General features: G+C 70.1%; 31 protein-coding genes, 4 tRNA genes and 1 pseudogene. 14 read left to right on the top strand and 22 right to left on the bottom strand.

What is annotated here, in order from left to right:
* Nucleotides 1-130: 130 nt before the first annotated feature.
* Together ABD437_RS36855 and ABD437_RS36850 are read right to left on the bottom strand one after the other, a co-directional pair.
* Entirely contained in the window at nt 131-610 is a 480-nt protein-coding gene (locus ABD437_RS36855; protein ID WP_344653592.1) for an SRPBCC family protein, read from the bottom strand.
* Nucleotides 607-930, bottom strand: coding sequence for an ArsR/SmtB family transcription factor (locus tag ABD437_RS36850; RefSeq protein ID WP_344653591.1), 324 nt, complete (start codon nt 928-930; stop codon nt 607-609). The genes ABD437_RS36855 and ABD437_RS36850 overlap by 4 nt, the downstream gene beginning before the upstream one ends.
* A gap of 89 nt (nt 931-1,019) precedes the next feature.
* Between ABD437_RS36850 and ABD437_RS36845 the strand changes: the two genes are divergently transcribed.
* From ABD437_RS36845 to ABD437_RS36835, 3 genes are read left to right on the top strand one after another with little or no spacing between them, the layout of a single operon-like run.
* The gene (locus tag ABD437_RS36845; protein WP_344653590.1) at nt 1,020-1,751 is read left to right on the top strand and encodes a toll/interleukin-1 receptor domain-containing protein; all 732 of its coding nucleotides are present in this window, start codon (nt 1,020-1,022) and stop codon (nt 1,749-1,751) included.
* Nucleotides 1,752-1,793: 42 nt separating this feature from the next.
* Complete coding sequence (locus tag ABD437_RS36840) at nt 1,794-3,131, top strand: pyridoxal phosphate-dependent decarboxylase family protein (RefSeq protein WP_344653589.1); 1,338 nt, start codon at nt 1,794-1,796, stop codon at nt 3,129-3,131.
* On the top strand, nt 3,132-4,088 hold the full coding sequence (locus ABD437_RS36835; RefSeq protein ID WP_344653588.1) for a D-2-hydroxyacid dehydrogenase family protein: 957 nt from the start codon (nt 3,132-3,134) through the stop codon (nt 4,086-4,088).
* Here ABD437_RS36835 and ABD437_RS36830 read toward each other — a convergent pair.
* From ABD437_RS36830 to ABD437_RS36805, 6 genes are all read right to left on the bottom strand, one after another.
* The gene (locus ABD437_RS36830; protein ID WP_344653587.1) at nt 4,075-4,638 is read right to left on the bottom strand and encodes a hypothetical protein; all 564 of its coding nucleotides are present in this window, start codon (nt 4,636-4,638) and stop codon (nt 4,075-4,077) included. The genes ABD437_RS36835 and ABD437_RS36830 overlap by 14 nt on opposite strands.
* Nucleotides 4,639-4,681: 43 nt before the next feature.
* The gene (locus tag ABD437_RS36825) at nt 4,682-5,878 is read right to left on the bottom strand and encodes a DUF4185 domain-containing protein (RefSeq protein WP_344653586.1); all 1,197 of its coding nucleotides are present in this window, start codon (nt 5,876-5,878) and stop codon (nt 4,682-4,684) included.
* Nucleotides 5,879-5,910: 32 nt separating this feature from the next.
* Complete coding sequence (locus tag ABD437_RS36820; protein ID WP_344653585.1) at nt 5,911-6,501, bottom strand: aminoglycoside adenylyltransferase domain-containing protein; 591 nt, start codon at nt 6,499-6,501, stop codon at nt 5,911-5,913.
* Complete coding sequence (locus ABD437_RS36815; protein ID WP_344653584.1) at nt 6,498-6,914, bottom strand: VOC family protein; 417 nt, start codon at nt 6,912-6,914, stop codon at nt 6,498-6,500. The genes ABD437_RS36820 and ABD437_RS36815 overlap by 4 nt, the downstream gene beginning before the upstream one ends.
* 63 nt (nt 6,915-6,977) lie before the next feature.
* Nucleotides 6,978-7,628, bottom strand: a complete 651-nt coding sequence (locus tag ABD437_RS36810) for a hypothetical protein (protein ID WP_344653583.1) — start codon at nt 7,626-7,628, stop codon at nt 6,978-6,980.
* A 13-nt stretch (nt 7,629-7,641) separates the two neighbouring features.
* Entirely contained in the window at nt 7,642-8,313 is a 672-nt protein-coding gene (locus ABD437_RS36805) for a GOLPH3/VPS74 family protein (RefSeq protein ID WP_344653582.1), read from the bottom strand.
* 104 nt (nt 8,314-8,417) lie between these two features.
* Between ABD437_RS36805 and ABD437_RS36800 the strand changes: the two genes are divergently transcribed.
* The 3 genes from ABD437_RS36800 to ABD437_RS36790 all read left to right on the top strand — a co-directional run bounded on the left by ABD437_RS36800 (nt 8,418) and on the right by ABD437_RS36790 (nt 10,232).
* Nucleotides 8,418-8,807 carry a DUF2255 family protein gene (locus tag ABD437_RS36800; RefSeq protein WP_344653581.1) on the top strand — a complete coding sequence of 130 codons (390 nt, stop codon included), beginning with the start codon at nt 8,418-8,420 and terminating at the stop codon, nt 8,805-8,807.
* A gap of 87 nt (nt 8,808-8,894) precedes the next feature.
* Nucleotides 8,895-9,635, top strand: coding sequence for an SDR family NAD(P)-dependent oxidoreductase (locus ABD437_RS36795; protein ID WP_344653580.1), 741 nt, complete (start codon nt 8,895-8,897; stop codon nt 9,633-9,635).
* 15 nt (nt 9,636-9,650) lie between these two features.
* Entirely contained in the window at nt 9,651-10,232 is a 582-nt protein-coding gene (locus tag ABD437_RS36790; RefSeq protein WP_344653579.1) for a TetR/AcrR family transcriptional regulator, read from the top strand.
* On the opposite strand, the gene ABD437_RS36785 is transcribed toward ABD437_RS36790, so the two are convergent.
* The 7 genes and pseudogenes from ABD437_RS36785 to ABD437_RS36755 all read right to left on the bottom strand — a co-directional run bounded on the left by ABD437_RS36785 (nt 10,206) and on the right by ABD437_RS36755 (nt 13,234).
* The gene (locus tag ABD437_RS36785; protein WP_344653578.1) at nt 10,206-10,973 is read right to left on the bottom strand and encodes a MerR family transcriptional regulator; all 768 of its coding nucleotides are present in this window, start codon (nt 10,971-10,973) and stop codon (nt 10,206-10,208) included. The two genes, ABD437_RS36790 and ABD437_RS36785, sit on opposite strands and share 27 nt — an antisense overlap.
* A 212-nt stretch (nt 10,974-11,185) precedes the next feature.
* Nucleotides 11,186-11,374 (bottom strand): annotated as a pseudogene (locus tag ABD437_RS36780) (transcriptional regulator); the annotation flags it as partial.
* Nucleotides 11,375-11,432: 58 nt separating this feature from the next.
* Complete coding sequence (locus ABD437_RS36775) at nt 11,433-12,065, bottom strand: phosphatase PAP2 family protein (RefSeq protein WP_344653577.1); 633 nt, start codon at nt 12,063-12,065, stop codon at nt 11,433-11,435.
* A gap of 66 nt (nt 12,066-12,131) precedes the next feature.
* Nucleotides 12,132-12,206, bottom strand: a tRNA-Val gene (locus ABD437_RS36770).
* A 1-nt stretch (nt 12,207) separates the two neighbouring features.
* A tRNA-Cys gene (locus ABD437_RS36765) sits at nt 12,208-12,279 on the bottom strand.
* 57 nt (nt 12,280-12,336) lie between these two features.
* Nucleotides 12,337-12,409: transfer RNA gene (locus ABD437_RS36760), tRNA-Gly, on the bottom strand.
* Nucleotides 12,410-12,784: 375 nt separating this feature from the next.
* Nucleotides 12,785-13,234, bottom strand: coding sequence for an SsgA family sporulation/cell division regulator (locus tag ABD437_RS36755; protein ID WP_344653576.1), 450 nt, complete (start codon nt 13,232-13,234; stop codon nt 12,785-12,787).
* 313 nt (nt 13,235-13,547) lie between these two features.
* Here ABD437_RS36755 and ABD437_RS36750 point away from each other — a divergent pair, with 313 nt between their 5' ends.
* Both ABD437_RS36750 and ABD437_RS36745 read left to right on the top strand, forming a co-directional pair.
* Nucleotides 13,548-14,006: a TIGR02611 family protein gene (locus tag ABD437_RS36750; RefSeq protein WP_344653575.1), complete on the top strand. Its 459-nt coding sequence runs from the start codon at nt 13,548-13,550 to the stop codon at nt 14,004-14,006.
* 30 nt (nt 14,007-14,036) lie between these two features.
* Nucleotides 14,037-14,108 (top strand) — tRNA-Val (locus ABD437_RS36745).
* Nucleotides 14,109-14,303: 195 nt separating this feature from the next.
* On the opposite strand, the gene ABD437_RS36740 is transcribed toward ABD437_RS36745, so the two are convergent.
* Together ABD437_RS36740 and ABD437_RS36735 are read right to left on the bottom strand one after the other, a co-directional pair.
* Nucleotides 14,304-14,555, bottom strand: coding sequence for a helix-turn-helix transcriptional regulator (locus ABD437_RS36740; protein ID WP_344653574.1), 252 nt, complete (start codon nt 14,553-14,555; stop codon nt 14,304-14,306).
* Entirely contained in the window at nt 14,552-15,049 is a 498-nt protein-coding gene (locus tag ABD437_RS36735) for a hypothetical protein (RefSeq protein ID WP_344653573.1), read from the bottom strand. Before ABD437_RS36735 ends, ABD437_RS36740 begins: the two co-directional genes overlap by 4 nt.
* A gap of 71 nt (nt 15,050-15,120) precedes the next feature.
* On the opposite strand from ABD437_RS36735, the gene ABD437_RS36730 reads away from it, so the two are divergent.
* A complete protein-coding gene (locus ABD437_RS36730) occupies nt 15,121-15,369 on the top strand; it encodes a hypothetical protein (protein ID WP_344653572.1) in 249 nt (82 codons plus the stop codon).
* On the opposite strand, the gene ABD437_RS36725 is transcribed toward ABD437_RS36730, so the two are convergent.
* The 4 genes from ABD437_RS36725 to ABD437_RS36710 all read right to left on the bottom strand — a co-directional run bounded on the left by ABD437_RS36725 (nt 15,356) and on the right by ABD437_RS36710 (nt 20,124).
* Entirely contained in the window at nt 15,356-16,189 is an 834-nt protein-coding gene (locus ABD437_RS36725; RefSeq protein WP_344653571.1) for a hypothetical protein, read from the bottom strand. The two genes, ABD437_RS36730 and ABD437_RS36725, sit on opposite strands and share 14 nt — an antisense overlap.
* A 369-nt stretch (nt 16,190-16,558) precedes the next feature.
* Nucleotides 16,559-18,121: a hypothetical protein gene (locus tag ABD437_RS36720; protein ID WP_344653570.1), complete on the bottom strand. Its 1,563-nt coding sequence runs from the start codon at nt 18,119-18,121 to the stop codon at nt 16,559-16,561.
* A gap of 33 nt (nt 18,122-18,154) precedes the next feature.
* Complete coding sequence (locus tag ABD437_RS36715) at nt 18,155-18,862, bottom strand: response regulator (RefSeq protein WP_344653569.1); 708 nt, start codon at nt 18,860-18,862, stop codon at nt 18,155-18,157.
* Nucleotides 18,859-20,124 carry a sensor histidine kinase gene (locus tag ABD437_RS36710; RefSeq protein WP_344653568.1) on the bottom strand — a complete coding sequence of 422 codons (1,266 nt, stop codon included), beginning with the start codon at nt 20,122-20,124 and terminating at the stop codon, nt 18,859-18,861. The genes ABD437_RS36715 and ABD437_RS36710 overlap by 4 nt, the downstream gene beginning before the upstream one ends.
* A gap of 318 nt (nt 20,125-20,442) precedes the next feature.
* Here ABD437_RS36710 and ABD437_RS36705 point away from each other — a divergent pair, with 318 nt between their 5' ends.
* The 5 genes from ABD437_RS36705 to ABD437_RS36685 all read left to right on the top strand — a co-directional run bounded on the left by ABD437_RS36705 (nt 20,443) and on the right by ABD437_RS36685 (nt 26,050).
* A complete protein-coding gene (locus tag ABD437_RS36705; RefSeq protein WP_344653567.1) occupies nt 20,443-22,644 on the top strand; it encodes an MMPL family transporter in 2,202 nt (733 codons plus the stop codon).
* Complete coding sequence (locus ABD437_RS36700; protein ID WP_344653566.1) at nt 22,644-24,089, top strand: MFS transporter; 1,446 nt, start codon at nt 22,644-22,646, stop codon at nt 24,087-24,089. Before ABD437_RS36705 ends, ABD437_RS36700 begins: the two co-directional genes overlap by 1 nt.
* An 84-nt stretch (nt 24,090-24,173) precedes the next feature.
* On the top strand, nt 24,174-24,602 hold the full coding sequence (locus tag ABD437_RS36695; RefSeq protein WP_344653565.1) for a nuclear transport factor 2 family protein: 429 nt from the start codon (nt 24,174-24,176) through the stop codon (nt 24,600-24,602).
* Between the two features lie 37 nt (nt 24,603-24,639).
* A complete protein-coding gene (locus ABD437_RS36690; RefSeq protein WP_344653564.1) occupies nt 24,640-25,605 on the top strand; it encodes a helix-turn-helix domain-containing protein in 966 nt (321 codons plus the stop codon).
* Between the two features lie 10 nt (nt 25,606-25,615).
* On the top strand, nt 25,616-26,050 hold the full coding sequence (locus tag ABD437_RS36685) for an SgcJ/EcaC family oxidoreductase (protein ID WP_344653563.1): 435 nt from the start codon (nt 25,616-25,618) through the stop codon (nt 26,048-26,050).
* A 44-nt stretch (nt 26,051-26,094) separates the two neighbouring features.
* Here the strand turns inward: ABD437_RS36685 and ABD437_RS36680 are convergent, their stop codons facing one another.
* The gene (locus ABD437_RS36680; protein WP_344653562.1) at nt 26,095-26,643 is read right to left on the bottom strand and encodes a GNAT family N-acetyltransferase; all 549 of its coding nucleotides are present in this window, start codon (nt 26,641-26,643) and stop codon (nt 26,095-26,097) included.
* Nucleotides 26,644-26,649 lie beyond the last annotated feature (6 nt).

Genomic DNA, 26,649 nt, shown 5'->3' with positions numbered 1-26,649 from the left:
GTCCGGGCGAAGGGCCAGGCCGCGGCCGAGGCGCTCGCCGCCGCGCTCGGCCGCACCGCCGCCGGCCCGGAAGCCGTGCCCCACGTGCTGCTCCCGACCGAGCTGGTCGTCCGCGACAGCACCGCCCCGCCTAGAGCAGCGCGTCGATCTGGCCGAACGACAGCGTGATCCCCTCGGCCATCCCCATCGCCACCACTCGTTCGAGCTGCTCCGCGGTGTCGTAGCGGAACACGATCGTCATCCGCGTCCCCGCCGCTGTCTCGTCGAAGTCGACGCGGGTCGCGGCCACGGGCAACGAGGCCGTCGGGTTGCCGTGCTGGTCGGCGAAGCCTTCCTCGAACTCCAGCGACCGCGGTTCGTCCAACGCCGTCAACCGCCAGAACCCGTTCGAGCGCGAGCCGTCGGGTCCGGTCATGTGGTAGCGGGCCTCGCCGCCCACCACGAAGTCGTACTCCCGGAACGTGGCCGGGTACGTCGGCGGACCCCACCACCGCTCGAGCAGGCGCGGGTCGGCCCAGAGCTGCCACACGGCCTTCGGCGGGGCGGTGAACTCCGCCACCAGCGTCAGCGTGTGGGCGTCGGGGTCGGGCGTCGTGCTGATGACGGTCATGAGTCCTCCAGGAGTTCGCTCATCCGGTCGACGCGTCCGCGCCAGATCTCCTCGTACTGGCCGAGCAGCTCGCGGGCCCGCCGGATCGTGTCGATGTCACCGCGCACCAGCTGCTCCCGCCCGCTCCGCCGCTTCGTGACGAGCCCGGCGCGCTCGAGCACCGCGACGTGCTTCTGCACGGCCGCGAAGCTCATCGCGTACTGCCGCGCCAACGCCGACACGGATGCTTCCCGGCTCAACACGCGAGTGACGATGTCCCGCCGGGTAGCGTCCGCAAGCGCCGCAAAGATCCGATCGACCTCGGCCTGATCTACAACCACAAGGTTGTACGTTACCGATCGCTGTGGATACCGGCAACCTCCGCGGCCGACGCGTACGGTGATTCCGCATCCGACGGAGGGAGCGCGTGGTGACGGGTCTGGTGTTCATCAGTTACGCCCGCGAGGACCGCGACTACGTCGAGAAACTCGTCCTCCACCTCACCGGGGCCGGCGTCGAAGTGTCGTGGGACTTCCAGATCCAGGCCGGCGCCACTTACGCCCGCGAGATCGAGAAGCGGATCGATACCTGCTCCGCAGTGCTCTTCGTCGTCACGCCCGAGTCGTACGAGTCGGAATGGGCCCGGCGTGAGCTGCACCATGCGCTGGAGCAGCGAAAGCCGATTCTTCCCGTGCTGTTGAAGACCAGTCCGATGCCGATCCAGATCAACGACCGGCAGGGGGAGGACGTCCGAGGCGGAAGCATGCCCAGCACCGCGTTCGTCGCGGCTCTGGGCGGAAACTCCGGCGGCGACGAGAGCGCCTGGAGCGAGTCGGATCTCCGGCGCATCGTCGACGACGAGCGGCCCGCGTGTCATCGGATGGTCCGCATTCTCGATCGGCTGGCCGAACGTCCCGGGCGGCCCACCAGCCTCACCGAACTGGCGACGCTCACCGACTTCACCCGGGGTCAACTCGGCGGAGCCTTCAACGGCTTCACTCGTATCTGCCGCTTATGGTGGCCTGATCATCCGAAGCAGGGCATCTGGCCGATTCGGTCGCACTACCGCGCCGCGCCGCCCGGCTCGGGTCGGACGAGCGAGATGTACTACACCTTGAGTGCGGGAAACGCGCAGCGGTGGAGGCGGGTTCGTCAGCTCTGACGATCGGCGCCCCGCTCCGCGACGACGAGCGGGAGGCCCCGGGTGAAGGAACTGTTGGACGCGACCACCGCCCTCGCGGCGGACTATCTCGCTCGGGTGGGCACCCGGCCGGTGGCCAAGCCGGTGTCGCTGGGCGAGCTGGCCGGCACGATCGGCGCCGACCTGCCCGACGACGGCGTCGACCCGCGGACGGTCGTCGAGGAGCTCGCGCGCGGCGTCGAGGAAGGGCTCGTCGTCACCAACGGCGGCCGGTACTTCGGCTTCGTCGAAGGCGGCGTGCTCCCGGCCGCGCTCGCCGCCGACTGGCTCACGTCCACCTGGGACCAGAACCCCGGCTTCTACGCGCTCTCCCCGGCCGCCGCCGCGGTCGAGGAGATCTGCCGTCGCTGGCTCTGCGACCTCTTCCACCTGCCCGACACCTGGTCCGCCGGCTTCACGACCGGCGCGCAACTCGCGAACTTCGCCGGTCTCGCGGCCGCCCGGCACCACGTGCTCACGAACGCCGGCTGGGACCTCGAACAGGACGGCCTCTTCGGCGCCCCGCCGATCACCGTCGTCGTCGGCCGGGAACGCCACGCCACGATCGACCGCGCGCTGCGTTTCCTCGGCATCGGCCGCGCCCAGCTCGCGATCGTCGACGTCGACGACCAGGGGCGCCTGCGCGCCGACCGGCTCCCGGAGATCACCGGTCCGACGATCGTCTGCACCCAGGCGGGCAACGTGAACACCGGCGCGATCGACCCGGTCGGCGAGATCGTCGACCGCGCGAACGGCGCCTGGGTGCACGTCGACGGTGCGTTCGGCCTGTGGGCGGCCGCGTCGCCGGCGCTGCGTCACCTCACCGACGGCGTGGAACGCGCCGACTCGATCGCCACCGACGGCCACAAGTGGCTCAACGTCCCCTACGACTCCGGAATCGTCCTCTGCGCGCGGCCCGAGGCGCACCGCGCGGCGCTGCGCCTGTCGGCCGACTACCTCGTGCGCCACGGCGAACGCCAGGGCTCGGACTGGACCCCGGAGAGCTCCCGCCGGGCGCGTGCCTTCGCGGTGTACGCGGCGCTGCGCAGCCTCGGCCGCCGTGGCGTCGCCGCGCTGATCGAACGGTCCTGCGCGCAGGCCCGGCGCATCGCCGAGCAGCTCGACGGCGACGTCGAGGTGCTCAACGACGTCACGCTCAATCAGGTGCTGGTCCGCGTCGGCGACGACGACGAGCGCACCCGACGCACCGCCGCGACGATCCAGCGCGGCGGCGACACCTGGCTCGGCACCACGGTGTGGCAGGGCCGGACCGCGATCCGGATCAGCGTCTCCGACCACGCGATCGACGACACCGCGATCGATACCGTGGTCCGGGCCCTACGGAACGCCGCGGAGGCCTGAGTGCGCATCGTCGTGCTGGACGACTATCAGGACGTCGCGCGGACCTTCGGTGCGTTCGACCGGCTCGCCGCCGAGACCACCGTCCACCACGAGCACCTGGCTGACGTCGAGGAGCTGACCACCGCGCTGCGCGGCGCGGACGTCGTCGTGACGATGCGTGAACGCACGCCGTTCGGCGCGGCCGAGTTCGCGCGGCTGCCCGACCTCAAGCTGCTGGTCACCACCGGCATGGCGAACGCGTCGATCGATCTGGCCGCGGCGGCCGCCCACGGGGTCACGGTGTGCGGCACCGGGTCCGCGCCCGGCCCGGCGAAGGCCACGGCCGAGCTGACCTGGGCGTTGATCCTGGCCGTGCTGCGCCACGTCCCGGCCGAGGACCGCGCGCTGCGCGCGGGCCGGTGGCAGACCACAGTGGGCACCGGGCTCGCCGGCGCGACTCTCGGCCTGGCCGGGCTCGGCCGTCAGGGGGCGCAGGTCGCGCGCGTCGGCCGGGCGTTCGACATGAACGTGATCGCGTGGAGCGAGAACCTCACCGCGGCCCGTGCCTCCGCGGTCGGTGCCCGGCTCGTCACCAAAGACCAACTGCTCACCGATGCTGACGTCCTGAGCGTCCACCTGCGCCTCAGCGACCGGACGTCGGGCCTGTTCGGTGCGGCCGAGCTGGCCCGGATGAAGCCGACCGCCGTCCTGGTCAACACCTCACGCGGCCCGATCGTCGACGAGACCGCGCTGGTCGCCGCGCTCCACGCCGGTGCGCTCGGCGGAGCGGGCCTGGACGTCTACGACACCGAGCCGCTGCCCGCCCACCATCCCCTCCTGACCGCCCCACGCACCGTCCTGCTCCCTCACCTGGGCTACGTGACCCGCGAAACCTACGAACTCTGGTACCCCCAGATAGCGGAAAACATCGAAGCCTGGTCCGCAGGCACCCCGATCCGCGTGATCACGCCGACGTGACGCGCACTCCGGCCGCGCGCACGTACTCCGCGAGCCGCTTCGCGCGGTCGTGCCCGGTCGGGGTCGGCGGCCAATCGCAGGTCACGCGTCCGAGGTCGCTGGTCAGGAAGGTGACCGAGCTGGTCGTTCCGCTCAGTTGTCCGCGTGCCTCCTCGCTGATCCGCAGAGTGCGGCGCCGCGACACACTCGCCGAGTTCGCCGGGATGACGGGGACGTAGATCTCGACCTCGGGATTCGCGGGGTCGAGGGAGCCGTCGTAGTGCTCGCGCTGGACCGGCACCGGGAACTTCACGATCGCGCGCACGTCCGAGATGGGTAACCGACCGGGGTTGTGGATGGTGAACTCGTATTGCCAGCGCGCCGTCCCGTCGGCGACATCCTCGCCCCGAGGATTGCGAAGGATGGCCGTCTCGATGGCTACTCCACCGATCTCCGCGGCCCGTGCCTCCAGCGCGTCTCGCTGGAACACGCGGAGTTGTCTGTACGCGACCGCCGCCGCCAAAGCCGCGATCAGCGCACTCACTGCCGAGGCGACATCACCGAAATCCATGGTCGACAGTGTTCATGCCGGTGGAGACGCGACGCGGACGGGGTCAGCCGTCGAAGGTCAGGCGTAGTAGGCGTTGTTGGTAGGTGGAGGCCTGGTAGTAGGTCAGGTACTGCACCAGGCCGTTCTTTTCGGCGTATTCAGGGTGGGCGAAGCCGGCGTAGTTCGTGCCCGCTCCCGCGTTGTCGGTGGTGGCCAGCGGGAAACCGCGGGACCACGGGCCGGCGGGGGAGGATCCGATCTGGGCGGTGAGCGTGTTGCTCAGTGGCGGCAAATAGACGTTGAGCCAGGCGTCGAGGGCAGGCACCCGGATCACCGAGTTGCCCGCCGATCCGGCGCTCAGGTTCGTCGCGGCGTCGCCGTAGTCCTTCGACCACTCCGCGGCGCCGTTCGCGTCGCGTCCGGAGAAGAATTCCCAGCGGGAGCGATCGGCGACCGCACTGATCGGCACGCGGGCCAGGTGGCAGCGGCTGTTGCAGTCGCCGTAGACGTAGAGCTGGTCGCCGACGAGCGTCGCCGCCGCCGTGTACGCCGTGCGGTACGGGAAGAACAGCGTCGGGTCCGCGGCCGTCTCGACGCTCGGCAACGGCGACGCGCCGGTCGCGGTCAGACGGGTGACTCTCCGCGTCGTCAGGTCGAGCGAAGCGACGCCGGTGCCGAGCCCGTGCCCGAGCGGGCCGGAACAGCGGGAGTTCTCCGGGCCGCCGCGACACAGCTTGGCGTAGAACACCAGCACCCGGTCGCGCTCCGGATCGGCCACGATCGCGCCGGGCCAGAGGCCGATCTGGGCGCCGCAGTTCGCGTCCTTCGCCGGCGTGCAGCGGCTCTTCTCGTGCTTCGCGGTGAACGCCTTCTCGGCGGCGGTGTACGGGATCATGTTCGTCGGCACCGGACCGGCCGTGCCGAACACGTCGGTACTGGTGATCGTGATGCCGTCGGACGCACGCAGATCCGTGGTCGACGCCCCGGTGCTGGAGATGAACGCCCACGGCTCGCGGGTGACGGTGTCACCGAACACCCAGATCGAGCGGCGCCCGACCCCGGCGCTCTGCCCGTTGTCCCGCCCGTTGACCCGCGGGTGCTGCTTCAACGGCCCGAGCTCGGTGACGCTCTCGACGCGCGGGATCGGCGGCACCCCGTCGTCGTCCGGCTTGATCACCAGCCACGTGACGACGGCGGCCACGGCCGCGGCGACGACGAAGGCGGCGAGCACCCGGGCGCTCGCCCCTCGCGCCGACACCATAGGCGCGGAGGTTACACGAGCCGCCGTCGCGTTCAGCGGGCGAACGATTCGGCGTACGCGGCGAAGTCGTAGGTGGCGTCGAGGCTGCCGGGGCGGGGTGGGGCGTCGGGCTCCCAGCCGAGCGCACGGTCGTCACGCACCTGCGTCAGCAGCGGACGCCAGACCGGGTCGAGGGTGTCGTGGGCCCAGTCGAGGGCGCCGCGCTTCGACGCGACCCGCGCGGTGCGCAGCGTGTAGAGCAGCCGGCAGTACGTGGAGACCAGGTACCGCTGGGTCCAGGCGACGTCGAACGGCGCCCACGTGCGGGTCTCGGCCAGCAGGTTCGGCAGGGCGGCGCGGGCCTCGGCGCGCAGCGTGTCGACGTCGGCATAGGACGCTTCCAGATGGGTGGACCAGAATCCCGGGCGGTCGGGGATGCCGGCGTGGAGCAGGCGGAGGCCGGACTCGATCGGGCCGGTCGGCCGTGTGGTCGTGGCGACGACGACGTCGCAGTCGCTGTTGCGGTCCCCGGCGCCGAGCGCGAAGGAGCCCTGGACGTAGGCGCCGACGAAGGTGCCGCCGAGGAGGCCGCGGACGTCGCTGACGAACCCGGCCAGGAACGCGTCGAGCTCGGCGTCGGTCACCGGGTGAAGACCTGGGTCCCGTCGAGGAACGCTTTGAATTCGAGGGCGTTGCCGGCCGGGTCGCGGAAGAACATCGTCCACTGGGCGCCCGGCCGGTCGGGGAAGCGCAGGTACGGCTCGATCAGGAAGGGGGTGCCGGTCAGCCGGGCGGCGAGTTCGTGGAACGCCTCGACGCTCAGCAGCAGGCCGTAGTGGGGGATCGGGACCTCGTGACCGTCGACCTCGCTGAGACCGGCGGGGGTGACGGGGCCGGGGACGAGGTGCGTGACGAACTGGTGGCCGTAGAGGTCCCAGTCGATCCAGTGGTCGCTGGAGCGGCCTTCGGCCAGGCCGAGCACCTGCCCGTAGAAGGTGCGCGCGGCGCCCAGGTCGTCGACCGGGACGGCGAGGTGGACGGCGGGTCGATCGGTCATCGCAGCCTTCTCCCGGTGAGCGTCGGTGCACGAGCCGGCCACCGTCCAGCGTAGTGGGCACGGCTATTTTCCGGCCTGGTCCAGCAGGCTGTAGCGCAGGCGAAGGGCCCGCTCGGTGCTTCCGGCGACGGCTCCGAGCGCGAGCGCGACGTTGAGCCAGATCGGTAAGTGGACGGGCGAGTCGAAACGCCCGAGGTTCTCGGTGATCGCCGGGATCCGGGAGATCGGTTCGGCGAGTTGCAGCACGTTCAGCGCGACGCCGACGAGCAGCGTCAGCACCGAGAGGACACCGGTCGCGCGGCTGAGCGCCGGGTGGTTGCCGTCGAAGCGGGCGCGCCGCCCCTCGGCGGAGCGCGGATCGGGGACGAGTTGGCGCTCCTCGCCGTCGACGGTGACGTAGTGGCAGCGTTTGACCCCGAACGCGCTGATCGCCACCTCGATCGTGCCGCCCTCGACGGGGAAAGCGGCCGGGAGCTTGGACCGGGCGTACTGCCTGCCGTCGACGTACAGGTGCGCTCGCGCCTTGCCGCTGCCCGTGTCGGCCCGGTGCGGGAGGTCGACGGCGTAGACCGTCGGCCGGCCGTCCGGATGGGACAGCGTCAGGTAGAGCAGCGCGCGGAACGGCAGCTGCCACCAGCGGAACGGCTTCAGGGCCCGGCCGTCTCCCGGTTGGATTCGCCGGGCCGCCCGCATCCGCCGCCATTGCTCGATCACGTGTGTTCGCCGATCAGTTCGACTGCGGTACGGCGACGATCACGCTGTTGACGATCGTGGCGGTGATCGTGCGCTGGACCGCCTCGGAGGCGGCACCGGCTCCCCAGTTGCCGAGTTCGAGTTCCTTGGCCCGGGTGATCACCGGGGAGGTCCAGGGGATCTCGGGGTCGAACTGCGGAAGCGTTCCGCTCCCCGACAGCAGGGCCGCGAGCGCGGCGACCCGGGGCGCCGGTTCCGCACCGTCGACGAGCACCTGCCGGACGTCGTCGAGGAGCTGGTCCCGACGACCCGTGCCGCCGTCCGCGAGCACCGTCCGGTCGAACAGCCCGAGGGTCCTGTGGGTCTCCCGGCGGAGGTCGCCGCGTTCGACCAGCCGGTCCAGCAGCGGGCCGCGCAGCGGCGGGCCGATCGCGGCGAGCACGGTCTGCACGCCGCGGGGCTTCGGCACGACGTAGTCCCACGCCGAGCGGAGAAGGTCGTCGGCCGGCGGGCGGGTGTCGACGGCCTGCACGAGCGTGGCGCCGAGGCGGCCGGGGACGGTACGCACGTGCTCGCCGAGCGCGAGGTCGGCGAGCACCCCGCCCGCCAGCGTGTAGAAGAGGGTGTTCTCGCCGGCGATGGTGCCGGATTCCGGCGAGAACAGCAGGAGGAGAAGATCCTCGGCCAGGGTCGGCGCGTGATTCACGGGTGGGCTCCTTGGTCGCTCACCGGCGAGCAGACACCCTGTTGTCGGAACCAGGTCAAGCGACGCTTGACCGTGTGCCGGGAACACGGTCTCCACTGGGTGTCATGGACCGCACCGAACCGACGCGCGCCTGGACGCCGGACGAACTGGCCGCCCTCGAGAACTCACCGCTGATCCGGGTGGCGGCCGCGCGCCCGGACGGCACCGCGGGGCCGTTCGCGCTGATCGGGCACGTCCGCCTCGGCCAGGACGAGCTCATCCGTTCGCTCAACGGGGTCACCGGCGCCTGGTACCGCCGTGCGACCCGGGCCGGACGCGGGGAGATCGACGTCGCCGGTCGTCGGATCACTGTGGTTTTCGTCCGTGACGTCGGCCGCGAAACCGAGGTCGACCAGGCACTGCGTGCCCGCTACGGCCGCGATTCCGGGGTCCGGCGGATGACCGGGCCGGCCGCGCGCGAGGCCACGCTCCGGGTGGTGCCGCTCGACCACTGACCGGTCTGTGGCCGACGACACCTTGCGCTTTAGACAGACCTGTCTAAATTTGCTTTTAGACAGACCAGTCTAAAGAGTGAGGTTGTCATGAGTGAGTTGTCCGGTAAGACCGCCCTCGTCACCGGTTCCACCACCGGAATCGGCCGGGCGACCGCGTTCGCCCTGGCGGCCCGGGGTGCGACGGTGGTGGTGACCGGCCGGAACGCCGAGCGCGGCGCCGAGGTGGTCCAGAAGATCCAGGCCGACGGCGGGTCGGCCCGCTTCGTCGCCGCCGACCTGTTGAACGCCGACGACGTGGCCCGGCTGGTCCGCGAAGCCGGTGACGTGGACGTCCTGGTGAACAACGCGGGGGTGGGGAGCTTCGGCCCCAGCGCCGGTATCAGCGTGGAGCAGTACGACGCGATGCTCGACGCCAACGTGCGCGCGGTCTACCTGCTGACCACCGCGCTGGCTCCGACGATGGCCGAGCGGGGCGGCGGCAGCGTGATCAACGTCAGCAGTGGCGCGGCCCAGCTCGGCGGGGCCTACAACGCGGTGTACGGAGCCACCAAGGCGGCGGTGGGTTCGCTGACCCGGGCCTGGGCGGCCGAGTACGGACCGGCCGGGGTGCGCGTCAACGCGGTCGCACCCGGTCCGGTACTCACCAGCGTCCCGGCCGAGATGCTCCAGGGGTACGTCCCGATCACCCCGCTGCGTCGCATCGCCCGGCCCGAAGACGTCAGCGAGGTGATCGCGTTCCTGGCCGGACCGGCCGGGGCGTTCGTGAGCGGGGCCACCATCCCGGTGGACGGCGGCCTCACCGCGGCCGAGGCGCTGCAACCGTTCTGAACGTAGGCTGGAGGCATGACATCGGTGGCCGGCCCGGGCCGACGCTCCGCCCGTGAGCGCCTGCTCGAGACGGCCGACCGGCTCTTCTACCGCGAGGGCATCCACGCGGTCGGCATCGACCGGATCCTCGAGGAGTCCGGCGTCGCCAAAGGCTCGCTGTACTACAACTTCGACGGCAAAGACGAGCTGGTCCGCGAGTACCTGATGCGTCAGCACGACCGGTGGGTGGCGGCCATCGATGCGCGCACCGCGGCGGAGACCGACCCGCACGACCGGATCCTCGCCGTGTTCGAGGCACTGGGCCAGATCTTCGTCGAACCCGGTTTCGCCGGCTGCGCCTTCCACCACGCCGGGATTCCGCAGCCCGGAAGCACCGAGGAACTGGCGGAGAAGAAGTTCCGCGCCTGGCTGCACGAACTGTTCGCGGTCCCGGTGGAGCAGGGCGGTTACCGCAACCCCGGCCGGCTGGTCAGTCAACTGGTCCAGCTCTACGACGGCGCCAACATCGCCGCCTCGGCGGCCGAACCCGATCCGACCGCGGCCGAGGCCGCCCGGGCCACCGCCGAAGTGCTACTCGCCGCCGCGAAGCCGGGCTAGCTCGTCCGGGCCGAGGGCGCGGAGGTGCTGCTGCGCGTGCACACCGGCCCGCGCGAGCACATCGCGTTGCGCCTCGTTGTAGAGCGAGGTCACGGCGTTGAGGAACGTCGCCATGGTGGCGCGTTCGCTCTGGTTCATGCGTTCGGACGGGTCGGTCAACCACGGGTAGTCGACGAGGTTCTGCGCGATGATCCGCCCGATCCGCTCGGCCAGGTCCTGCCGGGTGGCCTCGTCCGCGTCCGGAGGCAGCGAATCCAGCTCGGCGTTGGCGGGGTCGGTGTCGGACTCCGCCATGCGCTGCAGGTCCTTCATGGCGTCGGCGTCGTACAGCCGGCTGTAGATGTGCAGGAGCGAGGTGTCGGCCGCGGACAGGCGTCCCGCGACGGACTCGAAGCCCGCCGGGGTGTCGGGCGGCGCGCCCTCGTGCAGGACGGTGGCGATGTCCTCGCGTGCCTTACGCAGGCGCTCGATCTCGGCCGCGAGCTCGGTGTCGACCCGGCGCAGCACCTCCGGCGGAACGCTCCGGTCCGACACCCGGGCCGCGGTGATGTCGGAGAGCGGCACGCCGAGCTCCACGACGCGTCGAATACGCAGCAGGCAGACGAGATGCGCCACGCCGTACTGCTTGTACCCGTTGCCCCGGCGTTCCGGCTCCGCCAGCAGACCGATCCGGTGGTAGTGCCGGATGGTGTTCACGGTGGTACCGGCGAGATCGGCGAGTTCCCGAGTACTCCAAGCCACGTCGGCGACGCTAGCACGCGAATTTTCCTCCGAACGCACGGACGATCTGGCCGGTCCGGGTGCCTTCGGCGGAGTCGACGGACAACGCCCCGCTGATCACGGCACCGCCGGTCACGCCGGGCCGGGCCTGGTCGGCGAAGGTCCCGGACGTCGGCGTGCACGACCCGCCGGCGGGGCGCCGTGCGCGGCGGTCACCAGCACCCCGTCGAGCCGGTGCTGGTCGAGCTCACGCCCTGTTCCAGGCGCGTGTAGTAGCCGAGGCTGACCCCGGCGAGCGGGGCCGGCTCCTCGCGACGCAGCCCGGGCACGCGCTGCGGCTTCTGGTCCGGTTCGAGGCCGACGGCTTCGGGGTCAACCCGCTCGCGCCGGTTGCGCGGGAACTGACCGAGTTCGGTGGGCATGCCTCCAGCGTGGCGCTCGACCGGCGAACGCGCCTGCAGCGAATCGGGTCACGGCGGTCTAGGTGAGGGTGGTGAAGACCGAGTACGCGACGCCCGCGCCCATGATCGCGCCGCCGATCACCTGGGCGACCGTGTGAGCGCTGGTCTTCACTCGTGACCAGGCGACCAGGGGAATCAGTGGCGTCGCGAGGAGTGCCGACGGACCGCCGACGAGCACGAGGATCGTCACGGTGCCGGCCGTCACGGCGGCGTGGACCGAGATTTTCCACGCCGAGGTCACGACGCGGGTGACGGCCAACCCGACGAGCATGGCCCAGACGAGAGCGCGGAGATCCGGGGGTGCGTGGCCGAGTTGCAGGGCCGCGACCCCGGCCGCGACGACGCCGAGCGCGACGGTGAGCGGTGCGAGCCGTTCGGCGCGGTTGTGGACGCGGCGTCCGCTGGTGACTTTGCCGCGGAGGATCCAGATCTCGCGGATGGTCAACGGACCGATCGCGCAGGACAGCAGGATCACCGCGGCCCACACGATCCGTTCGCCGAGGGTGCCCTCCCCGTCGTGGTCCAGCGCGACGATGAACGGTTGGACCGAGACCAGGAGACCGGGCGCGAGCACGACACCGAGGAATTGCGCGAATCGATAGGCCGAGCCGCCGTGGTGCCGAGCGTCGTCGTCCGTGGCGTCACGATCCATCGTGGGTGGGAAGCCGTGAAAAAAGCAACCAGGTCAGAGCCGGTGTGGCTCTGACCTGGTTTAACGTGGTGGGCGATACTGGGATTGAACCAGTGGCCTCTTCCGTGTCAAGGAAGCGCTCTCCCACTGAGCTAATCGCCCGAGGCGGCGGCGGGAATCGAACCCGCGTACAGGGCTTTGCAGGCCCTTGCCTAAGCCACTCGGCCACGCCGCCGGAGTAACCGCTGGCGTCAACCTACGACGCCAGCGCCACGCCCGAGGGCGTCTACCGAGCGGACGACGGGATTCGAACCCGCGACCCTCACCTTGGCAAGGTGATGCTCTACCAGCTGAGCCACGTCCGCGTGTTAGCTCGATCGGGCTTTTCGGCCCGCTCGCTGCTGACAGGGAGAACTGTAGCCGAGTCACGCGCCAAGGTTCAAACCCGGGGGACGTGTCGCCGACCACGCACGGTCATCGGGATGCCACCACCTCCTCATGAGGGGTGGGCGTGGCTCTGGTAAAGAGCGGGTTACGGCAGGGTTGTCGCCGATGTCCGGGTCGCGGTGTGGGCTGCACGCAAACGCGCTGCTCAGAGCGTCAATCGAGAATTGCAACACGCCGCGTTGCGGGGTAGGCGCGCGCAAAACGGTCACTACCGCATACGATGCGCAGCGATGGGATCACAAAAAGTGAGTGCCGCCGCGCCCATGGCGCGGCGGCACTCACGTGGAATCAGCTCAGCGAGGTTCGCTGCCGTACGTCCCGAGGAGGGCCGCCAAAGCGCCATCGATGTCCAGGTGGACGCTCTCCGCGCCCTCCGGAACCTGGCGGTACGTGCGCCCGAGGAAGTCGCCGAGCGCGAGCCGCGGCACCTCGAACAGCGCGTGGCCGTCGGGGGAGGAGAGGGCGAGCGCGACGGACGGACCGTTCGCGGCCTGCCAGGGCCAAACCCGGACGTCGCCGATGCCGGTCGGCTCGCTCATGCCGTCGGCGAGGAGCTGACGGGCGAACGACCACGACACCTCGCCGCTGGCCTCCGTGCTGCCGGCATGGAATATCACGTGGACCGCGTACGGGTCCTCGGGCTCGTACCGGAGACTCGCCTTGACTGGCAGGGAGGACCCCTCCGGAACAACTAGACGCAATGACACGTCCACCTGTACCCGAGTCGGTTGTGCGATCCCCATCGGTGGCACCTTTCTGCACGTCCGCACGCGTCGAACGCGGGCGCGAACCCATACCCGTTCTTCCCGGTCTGACCACTACGCAAACTCAGCGCTGCGTGGCTCAAGAACCACAACGAGTGAGGTAGCGGAGAGATGCGGGCGTCGGTCGAGGATCGTTCGGCCGGCGTCCATCAACTGTCTTTCCCGGTGAACCCGCTGGTCATGCCACCCGTGTTGGGTTCAGGACGTCGGCGTGTCGGCCGATGGAGTTGCGGGGCCTGGTCCAGGTCGCCAGGGTGAGAGACGATGGGCCTGTGAGCGGACGGGGAAATCGGTGATCGACACTCAGGAGCGGCCCCCCGAGGCCGAGCCGACGCTCGTCGACCGACTGCGCGCCCACCCGCTGGCGCTGCGCTTCGTCGCGTGGGGCGTCTTCTTCCGCGACCGGATGCACCATCCGATGCGCTCGCACCCGGTCTTCGGCTTCCCGTACCGGGTGGCGATCACGGTGGTCGGGGTCGTGGTGGTGATCCTGGGCCTGATCATGGTGCCCGCCCCCGGCCCCGGCTGGCTGGTCGTCATCGCCGGCCTCGGCATCCTCTCCACGGAGTACTCGTGGGCGCGGCGCCTGCTGCACTTCACCCGCGGCGCGGTGGCGGCCTGGACGAGGTGGGTGCTCCGCCAGCCGCTGGTAGTACGGATGGCCGTGGGTTTTGCGGGCTTTTTGCTACTGGTGGGGTGTTTGCTGGTGTCGTTGCGACTCAGTGGCTGGACCGGATTCCCCTTCAGCTGACGGGATCTAGTATGGTGTGAGCGTCCCTGAGGGCGATTAGCTCAGGGGGAGAGCGCTTCGTTCACACCGAAGAGGTCACTGGTTCGATCCCAGTATCGCCCACCGTGTTACCGCAGGTCGAAGGCCAGTTCCCGCGTTAGGGAGCTGGCCTTCGTTCGTCGATGGTCGTAATTGGTCAGCGGACCTCGCCGGAGGGAACCGGGCTCAGCTGCTGAGGAACTGAGCTTCTGCCTGAGCGGTGGTCAACCCACGAGAGACGCTGCGGACCTGAGTGGTGGGCGCGTCGGGCGGACGCGGTCAGCCCCAGAGTGCCTCGACGGTGGTGTCGAGTGTGCGGGCGATCCGTAGGGCGAGGTAGACCGACGGGGCGTAGTCGCCGGTCTCCATCGTGACCACGGTCTGGCGACTGACGCCGATCCGCTGGGCCAGGTCGACCTGGGTGAGCCCTTGCTCCTTGCGGCGGTTGCGGACGCGTTCGCCGTCCCGGCCGTCGTCGGACTCCGCGCGCACGACTCCGCCGGAGCGTCCGTTCGCTGGTTGCCTGGTCATTCGATGTCGGCCGTGTCCGTCTCGCGGGAGCGTTCTTTGCGGTAGCGCGCGACGAGCACGACGACCGCGAGGAGGATTCCGAGAGCGGCGCCGACGGCCGCGCCGAGGTTCGCGTCCGACGACAGACGGAAGGCGCGGAGGAGGGCGACGGCAGCGACGGTGTAGGGGAGAACCGTCAGCAGCGTCAGGACGACGCGCCTGCGGCCCCAGCGGCGAGGGAGGGTGCGCACCCTTCGCCGCTGGATGTAGGCGACGGTCAGCAGCATCGGCACGTACAGAGCGATCAGGACGGCCGTCAGTGCGGGTGCCGCGGGTCGGCCACCGACGAGCGCGGCTATCGCGACGACCCAGGTGACCGCGATCGTCTGAAGGGTCGTTGTCGCTGAGCCGGCCTCGTACCAGCGCAACCGTTCCTGCTCGTCACCGTAGAGATCTCCGTCGCGATCCAAGATCCATCCGTAGAGCCGTTCCACCGCAGACGTCATCTGCTCCATCCCTCCGTCGTACGTCAAGTTCTCTTGACTTTCAGAGGGTAATGTCAAGTTGACTAGACAGTCAAGAGAACTTGACATCGTCGTCGGTGCGGCTGGTCAGCGCCGGCCTGCAGGTGCCGTACCCGACGGTCGGTCCGGGCATCACGTTCGTCGTCCTCTGTACTTATGCCTGGATCCGCCCGCTGCTGCGGGTCGGCGTTCCGCCGACCGAGGATCCCGGCTACACGATGCCGCCGGTGGCGGCCGTGGTCATCGCGGTGATCGCGGTCGCGCTCACCGCGTTCGCGCTGCGGCATGAGCGGATGTTCAGGCCGGTGTGAGGTCGTCGAGGTCGACTCGGTACACGGCGCTGCCGACCAGCACATGCATTTCGGGTCCACGGCACGTCGGTCGCGCGTCGCGCCGTGCTCGAGGCAGTTCGGTGCCATCAGGCATGACGAGTCGAGATGGCGCGCCCGCCCGTTTCGCGACGCCCTCGGGGGTGAGAAGTATTGGCGTGACGAGGTCGTGCTCGCCCGCTCGGCCGCCTATCAGCGCTCCGCGAGTTCCGTCGATGAGTAGCCGGTCCGCACCGTTCACAGGGTCAGCTCCGTGGTCGCTGGCCTGCTCGGCGTCGACGCTAATGAGTCGGTTGGGATGGTTGTAGATGTTCGCCCACGCCTGCTCGCCGGCCACATTGAGCCCGTAGCAGTCCCAAATGGTCGGCAGGCCGGTGCCGAAGGGGTAGAGCCACTCGGGCGTGAGCTCGGCGTCGAAGCGGACCAGCCCATGACCGCCTAAGCCGCTGCCATGGGCGGCCGCCTCGTCGAAGTAGCCCACCCACACCGCGCCGGTGGCAGTGCTCAGAACATGCCCGATGGCATCACCGAGATGGGCACCGCGCACCCAGTGTCCCTCGGCGTCGAGGACGGCGGCATTCTCTCCACCGCGGCTTCCGCCAGGACTCCGAGCTTCGACCAGCAGCGTGTGACCGTCGGGCAGCGGCTGAACAAAAGAAGGGCGGCGGGCACCGGTGAGTGAGACAACGTTCTGCGCGTGTCCGTGCTGGTCGTGACGGGTCAGTCCCCAGCCTTTGTGCTGCTGGTGCCCCCACAGCGCCGCGACCGCACCATCGGCGCCGAACCCGACTGCTTCGGGCACGTCCTTCCAGCTGAGGTCGGGATATGCACCTACACTCGCTCCCGCACGGGTAGGACGCTGCAGCGTCATGCGTGCGCGTAGCCGAACCGTCGGTAGCCGCAGCATCTCGCGCCGTCGCTCCCGAGGTCGGCGCCGGCGTTGTTCTTGACCTTCCGTCCGCTCGCTCACCATCACATGATCGTGCTCATCGGCATGACGGGGGCCTTCCACCTGCCGCACGCCGCAGGCCACCACACATCGCCTGGCAGACGCCCGAGCCGCGCGTCCTGAGGGCGAATACTGGTCTCCGGGTTCTGATCGACCTGGCGGTCAGCCGCGCGGGGCGCGCGCGACCGGGCTGCGCTCGTCGTCGCCGTGTACCGCCTGTTCCTAGGGGCGGGCACCCCACGCCTCGAAATGCGCGCCCAGCGCGTCCCCGAGGGCCTTGGACTCGAGACGGTGGCATCCCTGGATCAGTCGCCGCAGAGCGTCGGGGAAGGCGAGCCGCCCGGCGGCGTTCAGATCGGCGAGCATCCGGTCGATCGTTCGGTCCACGATCGAGGCCGCGGATATCGTGGGTGCGCTCTTCGCCGTGCCGGCTTCCGTCCGAAGGGCCGCCAGGGCTCCGGAGGCGTTCTCCCCCGGGACCTTCTCGTCTTTCAGGATTCGCATCAGAGCCGCGGCGCCCTCGAACAGGTCGTCGTAGATCTCCTGCCGGAGACTCCAGGGAATGTTCCCGAGCGGAGCGCCGGCGACGTCGTCGAAGAGCGCACGCGGCTCGTCCGTCACCCGGGAAATCCCCGAGCCGGACAGTCGGAAGCTGTACACCCATGCGCGGACCACCCGGACCTGCAGAATCGCGGCTGCCCGGTCGACCGCGGAGAGCGCGGCCGGGTCGAGGTCATCGGCGCCGGAGAAGGACACCTTGCGGTCCAGGCCGGTGAGCAGGCTTCCCGGGAGTTCCAACATCTCGATCGCGGCCTGTTCGAAATGAGCCGCGTTCGCGGGGCGGAAAGTCAGTGGCAGGAGCCGGAAGGCCACCGTGTCCCGGTACGCGAGGTCGAGCGTGCTCAGGGTCGGGAGCACGTGCGAGGCTTCGTGCAGCAGGGCCGGCACCAACTCTTTCGCCGCTTGCTTCGGGTCGCCGGTCCGCACCGCGCCCGGTCGCACCCGAATGCACGGGACCTTCCCGGGAATGCCGCTGGCCAACGCCACGAACCCCGCGGGGAGAGTCGCGCTGAGGACGAAGCCGCTCCGGAGTTCCTTCGGGGGCACCGTGCCGAGGGTGGTGGCGTCGAACACCTGCCGGAGGACGACGCCGACCTTCTCCAGGACGTCCAGTACGGCCCCGGTGATCGACTTCGCTCCGCCGAATGTGTTCTTGAGAATCGCGGCGCCTCCGAGGTTCCGGAGATCCTCCGCCACGGTGATGGCGAGGTGGGTGGCCCGGTCGAGCACGTCGCGGTCCGCGGCCGTCATCTCCTCCGGCTTCACCGGTGCCGGCACGGAAGAACCGGCCGGTTCCACGCCCGCCTCCCGACGAGCGTCGTCCAGTGCCTTCAGGCCGACCGCGAGGTCGCCCCGCAGAACCGCCGCGACGTCGAGGAGGGACCAGTACACCTGCGCCTCCTCCAGCCGCGGCGCGTGCTGGGGGGCTCCCTGGCGTCGCCGCAGCGCCCGTGTCTCCTTCAATGCCAGTCCGCGGTACGCCGACAGCACCGCGTCCACATCCGAACCGGACAGATCTACCGGCGTGGTGGGCGTCGTCATGATGAGCTCCGTTCGTCGCGCCGCTGGGCCGTCATCCTCCCTTCTGGACGGCACGCACGGGAGCCGGAATCGAGCGCGCGATTCCGATCGCTCAGACAGGAGAGCGATCCTGCGCCCTTCGGGTCGGGAACCCACGGCGGGCCGCACGGCGCGGTGGAACCGATGTGCGCGCCGTGGATCCACGCGCTCGAGCCTCGTCCAACCGCGGTGTCGGCGCTACGAGCTTCCAGCGGACGAGCTGCCCCGGTGTGCCCCACTCCGCGGTCCGCGGAGACCGGCCTGGTAGGCGATGACGACGAGTTGGGCGCGGTCGCGGGCGTCGAGCTTGGTCATCGCGTGGTTGACGTGGGTCTTGACGGTGAGAGGGCTCAGCGTGAGGTGATCGGCGATCTCGTTGTTCGACATGCCGGTGGCCACCAGAGCGACGATTTCGTGTTCCCGTTCGGTGAGCCCGTCGAGAACGCCGGAGGTCGGGGCCGGGCGTTGTTCGTCCAGGGCGAGGTACCGGGCGATGAGCCCGCGGGTAGCTGCGGGTGAGAGCAGGGCCTCGCCGCGAGCGACGGTGCGGATCGCGTCGATCAGGGCTTCCGGCCGTGCGCCCTTGCCGAGGAATCCGCTCGCACCGGCACGGAGCGCTTCGAAGACGTATTCGTCGACCTCGAACGTGGTCAGGATCAGTACCTTCACGCCGGCGAGGTCGGGGTCGGCGCAGATCCGACGCGTGGCGGCGAGGCCGTCGAGCTCGGGCATGCGGATGTCCATGAGGACGACGTCGGCGCGGGTCCGGCGGGCCATCCGCACGGCCTGGGTGCCGGTTGCGGCTTCACCGATGACCGTCAGATCGGGGGCGTTGTCGACCATGAGACGCAGGCCGGCGCGGACGATGTCCTGGTCGTCGGCGAGCAGTACGCGTACCCCCGTCACGCGGTCGCGCCGGCGAGAGTAGGGAGCTCGGCGGTGACCCGGAAGCCGCCTTCGGGGCGAGGACCGGCGGAGAGCCGGCCGCCGAGTGCGGCGGCTCGCTCGCGCATGCCGATGATGCCGTGCCCGATCGTGCCCGTGGCTGCGACTCGTGACCCGGTCCGGATCGCCGGACCGTCGTCCTCGACGGTCAGCGTGAGGATTCCCGGACGGAAGTCGAGCCGGACCGATGCGGAGGTGCCAGCGGCGTGTTTCGCGGTGTTGGTCAGCGATTCCTGGATCAGCCGGTAGGCGGTGAGGTCGACGGCGTCGGGTAGTGGCCCGGCCGGCCCGGTGACGTGGCAGGCGACCCGAAGTCCGGTGGCCGTGAAGGACGCGATCAGCTCGTCGAGCCGGCTGAGCCGTCCGGCCGGTTCGACGGGCTCCTGTTCGCCGGGCTGGCGCAGCAAGCCGACGGTCAGCCTGAGCTCGGAGAGCGCGGATTCGCTGGCGTTCTGAATGTGCTCCAGTGATTGGCGGGCCCGGTCGAGGTCGTATCGGTCCAGCAGGAGGGTCATGGCGCCCGCCTGGACGTTGATGAGCGCGACCTGGTGGCCGACCGCGTCGTGCAACTCGCGTGCGATGCGTAGCCGTTCCGCTTGGACGCGGTGACGTGCCTCGATCTCCCGGCCCAGTTCCGCGCGGCGGGCCCGTTCCACGAGTACGGCTCGCCGCGCCTGATTGGCCCGGACAGCTTGCCCGAGCGCGGCGGCCGCCACGACCCACGGCAGGACCTCGAGGTCGTCCCACCCGATGTGGCCGTAGACAGTGGCCACCGCGCCGCTGGCCAGCACCGCGGCGACGCTCGCGGCGGTGGTGACGACGACGGCAAGGACGTTGTCCGAGCGCCAGGAGAACAGAAAGATCGCCAGAATCAGGGCGGAGCGGGCGGGCGAGTCGGTCGCCTCGGACGGCGTCGCGGCGATCACGCCCGCGGTCGCGATCGCCGGGATGAGCCAAGCCGGCCAGTGCAGTGCCGGAATGACGACGAAGCTCGCCGCCACCACGACGCCGGTGACGATGGCGGTCGGCGTGAACGCGGACGGGTCGGGCGTCGCGGTGATGATCGCGCTGAGCAGAACGAGGACGCCGACCCCGATCAGGCGAGTGGCGGTGGGGCGCGTGACCGCGAACCGGCGCAGGCGGTCGGCAACCCGCTCCGGGTCGACGACCGCGCGCCGTTTCGCGGCCACGAAACGGCCGCCGACCGGCTCGTCAGCTCTCACAAAACGACAGTAACCAGGTCGTACGCGCGGCTACAAACGTTCTACCGCGAGCGCAGTAGGCGACGCCCCGCCCGGCCGGAACAGCACCTGCGTTCGCGGTAGCAGACCGCCAGGAGCCGCCGCGATCGCCGCGGGTGGAGTCACCGCGCCGGGCCGATGACGGGAGCGGCCGGCCGGGCGAACGATTCCGGTGTCGCATTTCGACGTCGGCCGGCGCGGCCGGCGACCAGCCGGCTCGTTCCGCGCCGCGGCAAGTCCGCAGACGTCCGCCGCCGACGGCGAACGATCCCGTAGGTCCTTGAACAGGAGAAACGTTTCATGGCCTCGCTCCTTTACCGGATTGGCCGGTTGGCCTTCCACCGCCGGCGGTGGGTCGCCGCCGCCTGGCTAGCGGTCCTGGCGGCAACGCTGTTCGGCGCGTCCGCGCTGGACGAGCCGACGAAGGACTCGTTCACCATTCCGGGCACCCAGTCCCAGCAGGCGATCGACCTGCTCGCCGAGCGGTTCCCGGAGGCGTCGGCCGGGGGTGCCACCGCCCGGGTCGTGTTCGCCGCGCCCGACGGGAAGACGCTGCGCGACCCGGCCTACCGGCGTGCGATCGACACCGCGGTCGCCGAGCTGGAGAAGTCGCCACAGGTGGCCGCGGTCGCCCACCCGTTCCGCGTCGGCGCGGTCAACGAAGACGGCACGATCGGATTCGCCGAGGCCACCTACGAAGTGCCGGGGGACGAGGTGTCCGAGGGCGCACATGCCGCCCTGACGAGCGTCCTCGACCGCGCACGGGCCGGCGGCCTGAGGGTCGAGGCCGGCGGTGACGCCGTGCCCGGCGAGGACGAGGGCGGCTTCAGCGAGGTCATCGGTGTGGTGGTCGCGGCCGTCGTGCTCGTCATCACGTTCGGGTCGCTGATCGCCGCCGGGTTGCCGCTGCTCACCGCGATCCTCGGCATCGCGATCGGCATCGGCGTGATCACCGCCGCCTCCGGGTTCGTCGACCTGTCGTCGGAGACACCGACCCTCGCGCTGATGCTCGGTCTGGCCGTCGCGATCGACTACGCGTTGTTCATCGTCTCCCGGTACCGGCACGAACTGGCTGCCGGCCGGGAGCGGGAGGACGCCGTCGGCCGGGCGGTCGGCACCGCCGGCTCCGCGGTCGTGTTCGCCGGTCTCACCGTGATCATCGCCCTGGCCGCACTGTCCGTCGTCGGTATCCCGTTCCTGACCCAGATGGGCCTCGCCGCGGCGTTCACCGTCGCCGTGTCCGTCGTGATCGCTTTGACCCTGCTACCGGCGCTGCTGGGATTCGCCGGCCGGCGGATCCGCGGCGATCGGAAAGCCGGGCAGACCTACGGCCGTCCCACCCTCGGCACCCGGTGGGCGCGGATGATCGCCCGACGGCCCGTGGCGGTGCTACTGCTCTCCGTCGTCGGGCTCGGTGTGGTCGCGCTGCCCGCGCTGGACATGCGGCTGGGACTGGGCGACGACAGCACCGCGTCGAAGGAGACCACTCGAGGCAAGGCGTACGACCTGCTCTCCGAGGGCTTCGGGCCCGGCTTCAACGGTCCGCTGATCGTCGTCGTCAACGCACGGAGCGGAACGGCGCCGCAGGCGGCCGAGCAGGTGGCGACGCGGATCCGCGACATCGACGACGTCGGAGCGGTCGCCGACCCGGCGGTCAACGAGGCCGGCGACACCGCCCTCCTCACGGTCATCCCGGACAACGGCCCCAGCACCGACGCGACCAGGGACCTGGTCCGGGCGATCCGGCAGCAGGACGGCCTCGTACCCGGCGCGACCATCGCCGTCACCGGTCTGACCGCCCTCAACATCGACGTCTCGACCAAGCTCGGCGATGCGTTGCTCCCGTACCTCGCGGTCGTGGTGGGCCTCGCGGTCATCCTGCTCATGCTGGTGTTCCGGTCGGTGCTGGTGCCCCTGGAGGCCACCGCGGGGTTCCTGCTCAGCGTCGCGGCCACCTTCGGCGCCGTGGTCGCGGTGTTCCAGAAGGGCTGGTTCGCGGATGCGCTCGGCGTCGACCAGGTCGGACCGATCACCAGTTTCCTCCCGATCGTCCTGATCGGCATCGTCTTCGGCTTGGCCATGGACTACCAGGTCTTCCTGGTGACCCGCATGCGCGAGGAGTACATCCACGGCGCCACGGCCCGTTCCGCGGTGATCGGGGGATTCGGGCACGGCGCCCGGGTCGTCACCGCCGCCGCGATCATCATGATCAGCGTCTTCTCCGGGTTCGTTCTCGCACCGGCCGCGATCATCAAGTCGATCGGGTTCGCCCTCGGCACGGCCGTGCTCTTCGACGCACTGATCGTCCGGATGACGATCGTGCCGGCCGCCCTGATCCTGCTGGGCAGGTCGGCCTGGTGGCTGCCGCGCTGGCTCGACCGGCTACTACCCGATGTGGACGTCGAGGGCGAGAAGCTGCGCTCCCGGCTGGACGGCGCTCCCCAACCGGTCCGATCGGCTCCCGTGCCCGTCCCGGTCTCGCATGCACCAAGGAGTCGTTGATGCAGCACGCGAGGACCGGGACCGCCGACGCGGGGTTGCATACGAGCTGGAATCCACGGTTGATCGGCCTAGTGGCGGTGTTGGCTCTGGTGGGTTTCGTGGCTGATTCGGCGGTCTCCGCGCCGTTGCTGGTGCTTCCGGAAATGCTCGAGCATTTTGATACCGATCAGGCGGGATGGCTCAATGCCAGCGCGACGTTGGCGGGGGTGGCGTGGGCGCCGTTGCTCGGTAAAGCCGCCGATATTCATGGCCGGCGCCGGATTTTGGTGTTGACGTTGCTCTTGAGCGGTGCCGGTGCGGTGTTGTGTGCTGTCGCTCCCAGCATCTGGTTGTTCGTGCCCGGGCGGATGTTGCAGGGGTCGGCGCTGGCGGCGGTGTTCTTGTCCGTGGCGATCGTGCGGAGTCTGTGTGCCCCACGTATCGGGCTGATCGTGGTGGGCATCGTGACTTCCGGCTCGGCGGTGCTCAATATCGCGTCCCGGTTTCTGGTGGAGAGACTGGCCACGGAGTACGGGTTCCACCTTCTGTTCGTGTTGGCGGCCGGGGTCGCTGCCGCGATGGCGCTGGCCGTGCGTGCTCTCGTTCCGGAGTCGTCGATCAGGACGCCGGGCACGATCGACTTCGGGGGTGCCGTTCTGCTCGGCGGTGGCCTGGCCGGGGTGCTGAGTTACATCAGTCTGGGTGCGGGCCTCGGCTGGTTGTCCGTCGGCCCGCTGGCGCTGCTCGTCGGTGGTGTCGCGGCGTTGGGGTGGTGGTACGTCGTCTCCACTCGGAAGCCCGATCCTCTGATCGATGTGCGGAACGTCGGTCGGCCGCTGGCGTTGACGCTGTTCATCGTGGCGTTGGGGGCCGGCGCGTTCCAGAGCATGCTTCAGCTGATCTCGCTGATCAGTGATGTCTCGCCGGATGAGGACCTGGGATACGGGTTGGCCGGTACGGGGTCGGTGGCGTTGCTGCTGGGCGGCGCGGGAATCGGAATCATGGTCGGCGGTCCGGCGGCGGGGTGGCTGGCCGCGCGTATCGGGCCGATTCCGGCGTTGGCCGGGGTGGTCCTGCTCGGGACGGTGGTGACCGTCGGGATGTTTCCGGGGGCTTCCCGGTTCGGGATCGCGTTCGTCTGTTCGCTGGCTCTGGGTGTCACGGCCGGAGCACTGTTGACGTCAGGTTTCAACACGGCCGGAACCCTGGCGTCGGCCGAACGGCAGGGCGTGGTGTCCGGCCTGGTCGTGGTCGCGGTTTCGATCGGGTCGGTGGTGCTGGACTTCGTGGGCGCGGCGGTGCTGAAGTTCACGGCGGTGGTCGTGGACGGCGAACCATCGAATTCGGCCACCGGTGTTCACGGCTACGTCGCGTTCGCTTCCGGCGCGTTCGCCATCGCGACGGTTTTGGTGATGCTGCTCCGGCGAACCACACGCCCCCGCGCCGACTCGCCGTCGCCGGAGTAGAGCGAGCCGCGCTCGAGAAGCCGACGACGGACGCATTTGTCGGCCCGATCGAAGAGACCGATTTCAGCTGAGGAGAGAGTGGTCATGGGAAACGTCGAGATCGCACACGAATTCGTCGCCGCCTACAACGCGCACGACGCCGAACGCAAAGCCGCGCTGATGACCGAGGACGGCCGGGTCGAGTTCCCCGCCCTGAACGTCTCCCACGGAGGAGGATGGGAGACGACGTCGGGATCGAACGCGGCGAACCTCGTCGACGACCGCACCATCGACGTTCAGCGGATCACTGCCTCCGGTGACGCGGTCGTCATCGAGATGCTGTGGCACGGCATCAGCAAGGGCGGGCCGGGGATGGCGCCGGCCGGCGAGCGCGTGGAGATGGAGAACTGCATCGTCCTGACGTTCCGGGACGGCCTCATCAGCCGATACACCGAATACATCGGCCGATACGAGGGCATCGACCTGCTGGCTATTCGGGGCCGCATGCTGGAGCGCCGGCAGCCGACCCGGTAGCGCTCTGCGGGCACCGCCGGGTGTCTACCGTGGTTGCGTGTTGACCGACATCGAGCAGTACGGGGCCGCGCTGGCCGAGAACGGGCTACCGCCGGTCCTGAGTGGGCGTCACGAGGTCGACGACTTCCGCGCCGAGATGGTGACGCGGGAGCTCGGCCCGCTCAAGCTGGTCGAGTTGGTCACGCCGGCCGGCGAGTGCTTCCGCGACGCCAGGAACGCGCGGGCGGCGGACGAACAGCTGTGGCAGATCGAAGTGATGTCCCGAGGCTCGGTGCGGGTCGAGCACGGCCGCTCCGACGCCGTCGTCGGGCCGGCCGATCTGGTCCTCGTCGATCCGGCGCGTCCGATCCGGTACACGAGCACCGATTCGCGGCACGTCTCCGTGCTCGTCTCCCGGCAGGAGCTCCGCCTGCGTCCGGCCGACGCCGCCCGGCTGACCGGAGTCCCGATCACCGGTGATCGAGGGTCGGCTGCTCTGGTCTCGTCGCTGACGCGTGACCTCTCCTGGTCGGCCACGGGATTCAGCGCCGGTGGCGCCCAACGGTCGGCCGCGGCCGTCATCGAACTGCTCGCGGTGGCCTTCGACGAACACCTGGGGGACGTGCGTCCCGCGCCCGACGAGGTGCTGCGCGACCGCATCCGCGGCTACATCGAGGCGCACCTGCCGGAACGGGATCTCGGTCCGGGTCGCATCGCCGCCGCGCACCACATCTCCGTGCGCCGGCTGCACAAGCTCTTCCAGGACGAGCCGCAGCCGGTCGGTGCGCTCGTCCGGCGGCGTCGCCTCGAGCGGTCCCGGGCCGAGCTGATGCGCGGCGGGTGCACGGTCGCGGCGGTCGCGGCCCGGTGGGGCTTCGCTGATCCGGCGCACTTCAGCCGCTTGTTCAAGGCGACGTACGGCTACAACGCCGCGGCGCTGACGTCCAGCAGGCGTGCGCTGACGTCCATGGCTGCCAGGGTGGCGTCCGCTCAGGATGGGGGAGACACAACCGGAGAGGAATAGGTACATACACATGGAGCAGTCCCTCGAGGCGCTGGGTGCCATCCCGCTGCTGATGAACGAGGCGTGGAACCGCGGGGACGTCGACGGATTCCTCGCCGACTTCGCCGACGACGTCGTGTTCGTGGAACCGGAAGGGACCATCTACACCAGCCGCGAGGAGGCGCTCCGGGGACACCGGGTGCTGATGGACACCGTCCTGAAAGGCACCAAGCTGGTCCACGGTGAGGTGAAGTTCGCCCGCCTCGTCAGCCCGGGCGTCGGAGTCGTGCACTCCCGGGCGGCGTTTCTGATGCCGGGAGAGGACGAGCCGCCCGCGACGCGGTACTCGATGCAGCTTTTCGTGGCCGAGTGGCGCGACGACCGCTGGGTGGTGGTCGCGCTGGAGACGGCACGGCTGCTCTCGATGGACATGATGGCGTTCCTGGAGACCATGCCGGCCTCCTGACCCGCGATCACCAGGGGGCGCGGCGCGTGAACACCTCCGCCTCGTCACCACTGCATCGTGTAGACGCGGACCCGGCGGCCGGTGTCGGGCTGCACGGTCTCGCGCTCCCACGCCATGCCGAGCTTGACCATCACCCGCGCGGACGCCTCGTTGCCGACGACGTGGACACTCACCAGTCGCCGCAGTGCCGAGACCGCACGCGTCCGGGCCACCACCGCTCGCGCCGCCTCGGTGGCCAGGCCCTGACCCCAGTACTCGCGACCGAGCCGCCAGCCGATCTCGACGGCCGGCATGATCTCGGGCAGGAACGTCGGTACCGCCAACCCGGTGAAACCGGCCAGCTCGCCGGTTCTCTTGCTCTCCACCGCGTAGAGCCCGTACCCGCGCTCCTCCCACTGACGCCGATAGCCGGCCAGACGTTCCGCGGTCGCGGCTCGGTCCAGGGGGCGGCCGTCGTGGATGTAGCGCATCACCTCCGGGTCGGCGTTGATCGCCGCCAACGCGTCCACGTCGTCGTCCCGCCAGCGACGCAACCACAATCGCGGGGTCTCCAGGGGTGCCGCATCAGACGGGTCCGTCGCGGTGAGCTCCACGAACCC

This window comes from Cryptosporangium japonicum, assembly GCF_039524755.1.
Lineage (GTDB): Bacteria > Actinomycetota > Actinomycetes > Mycobacteriales > Cryptosporangiaceae > Cryptosporangium > Cryptosporangium japonicum.
This window is presented reverse-complemented; position numbering and strand designations above follow the sequence as displayed.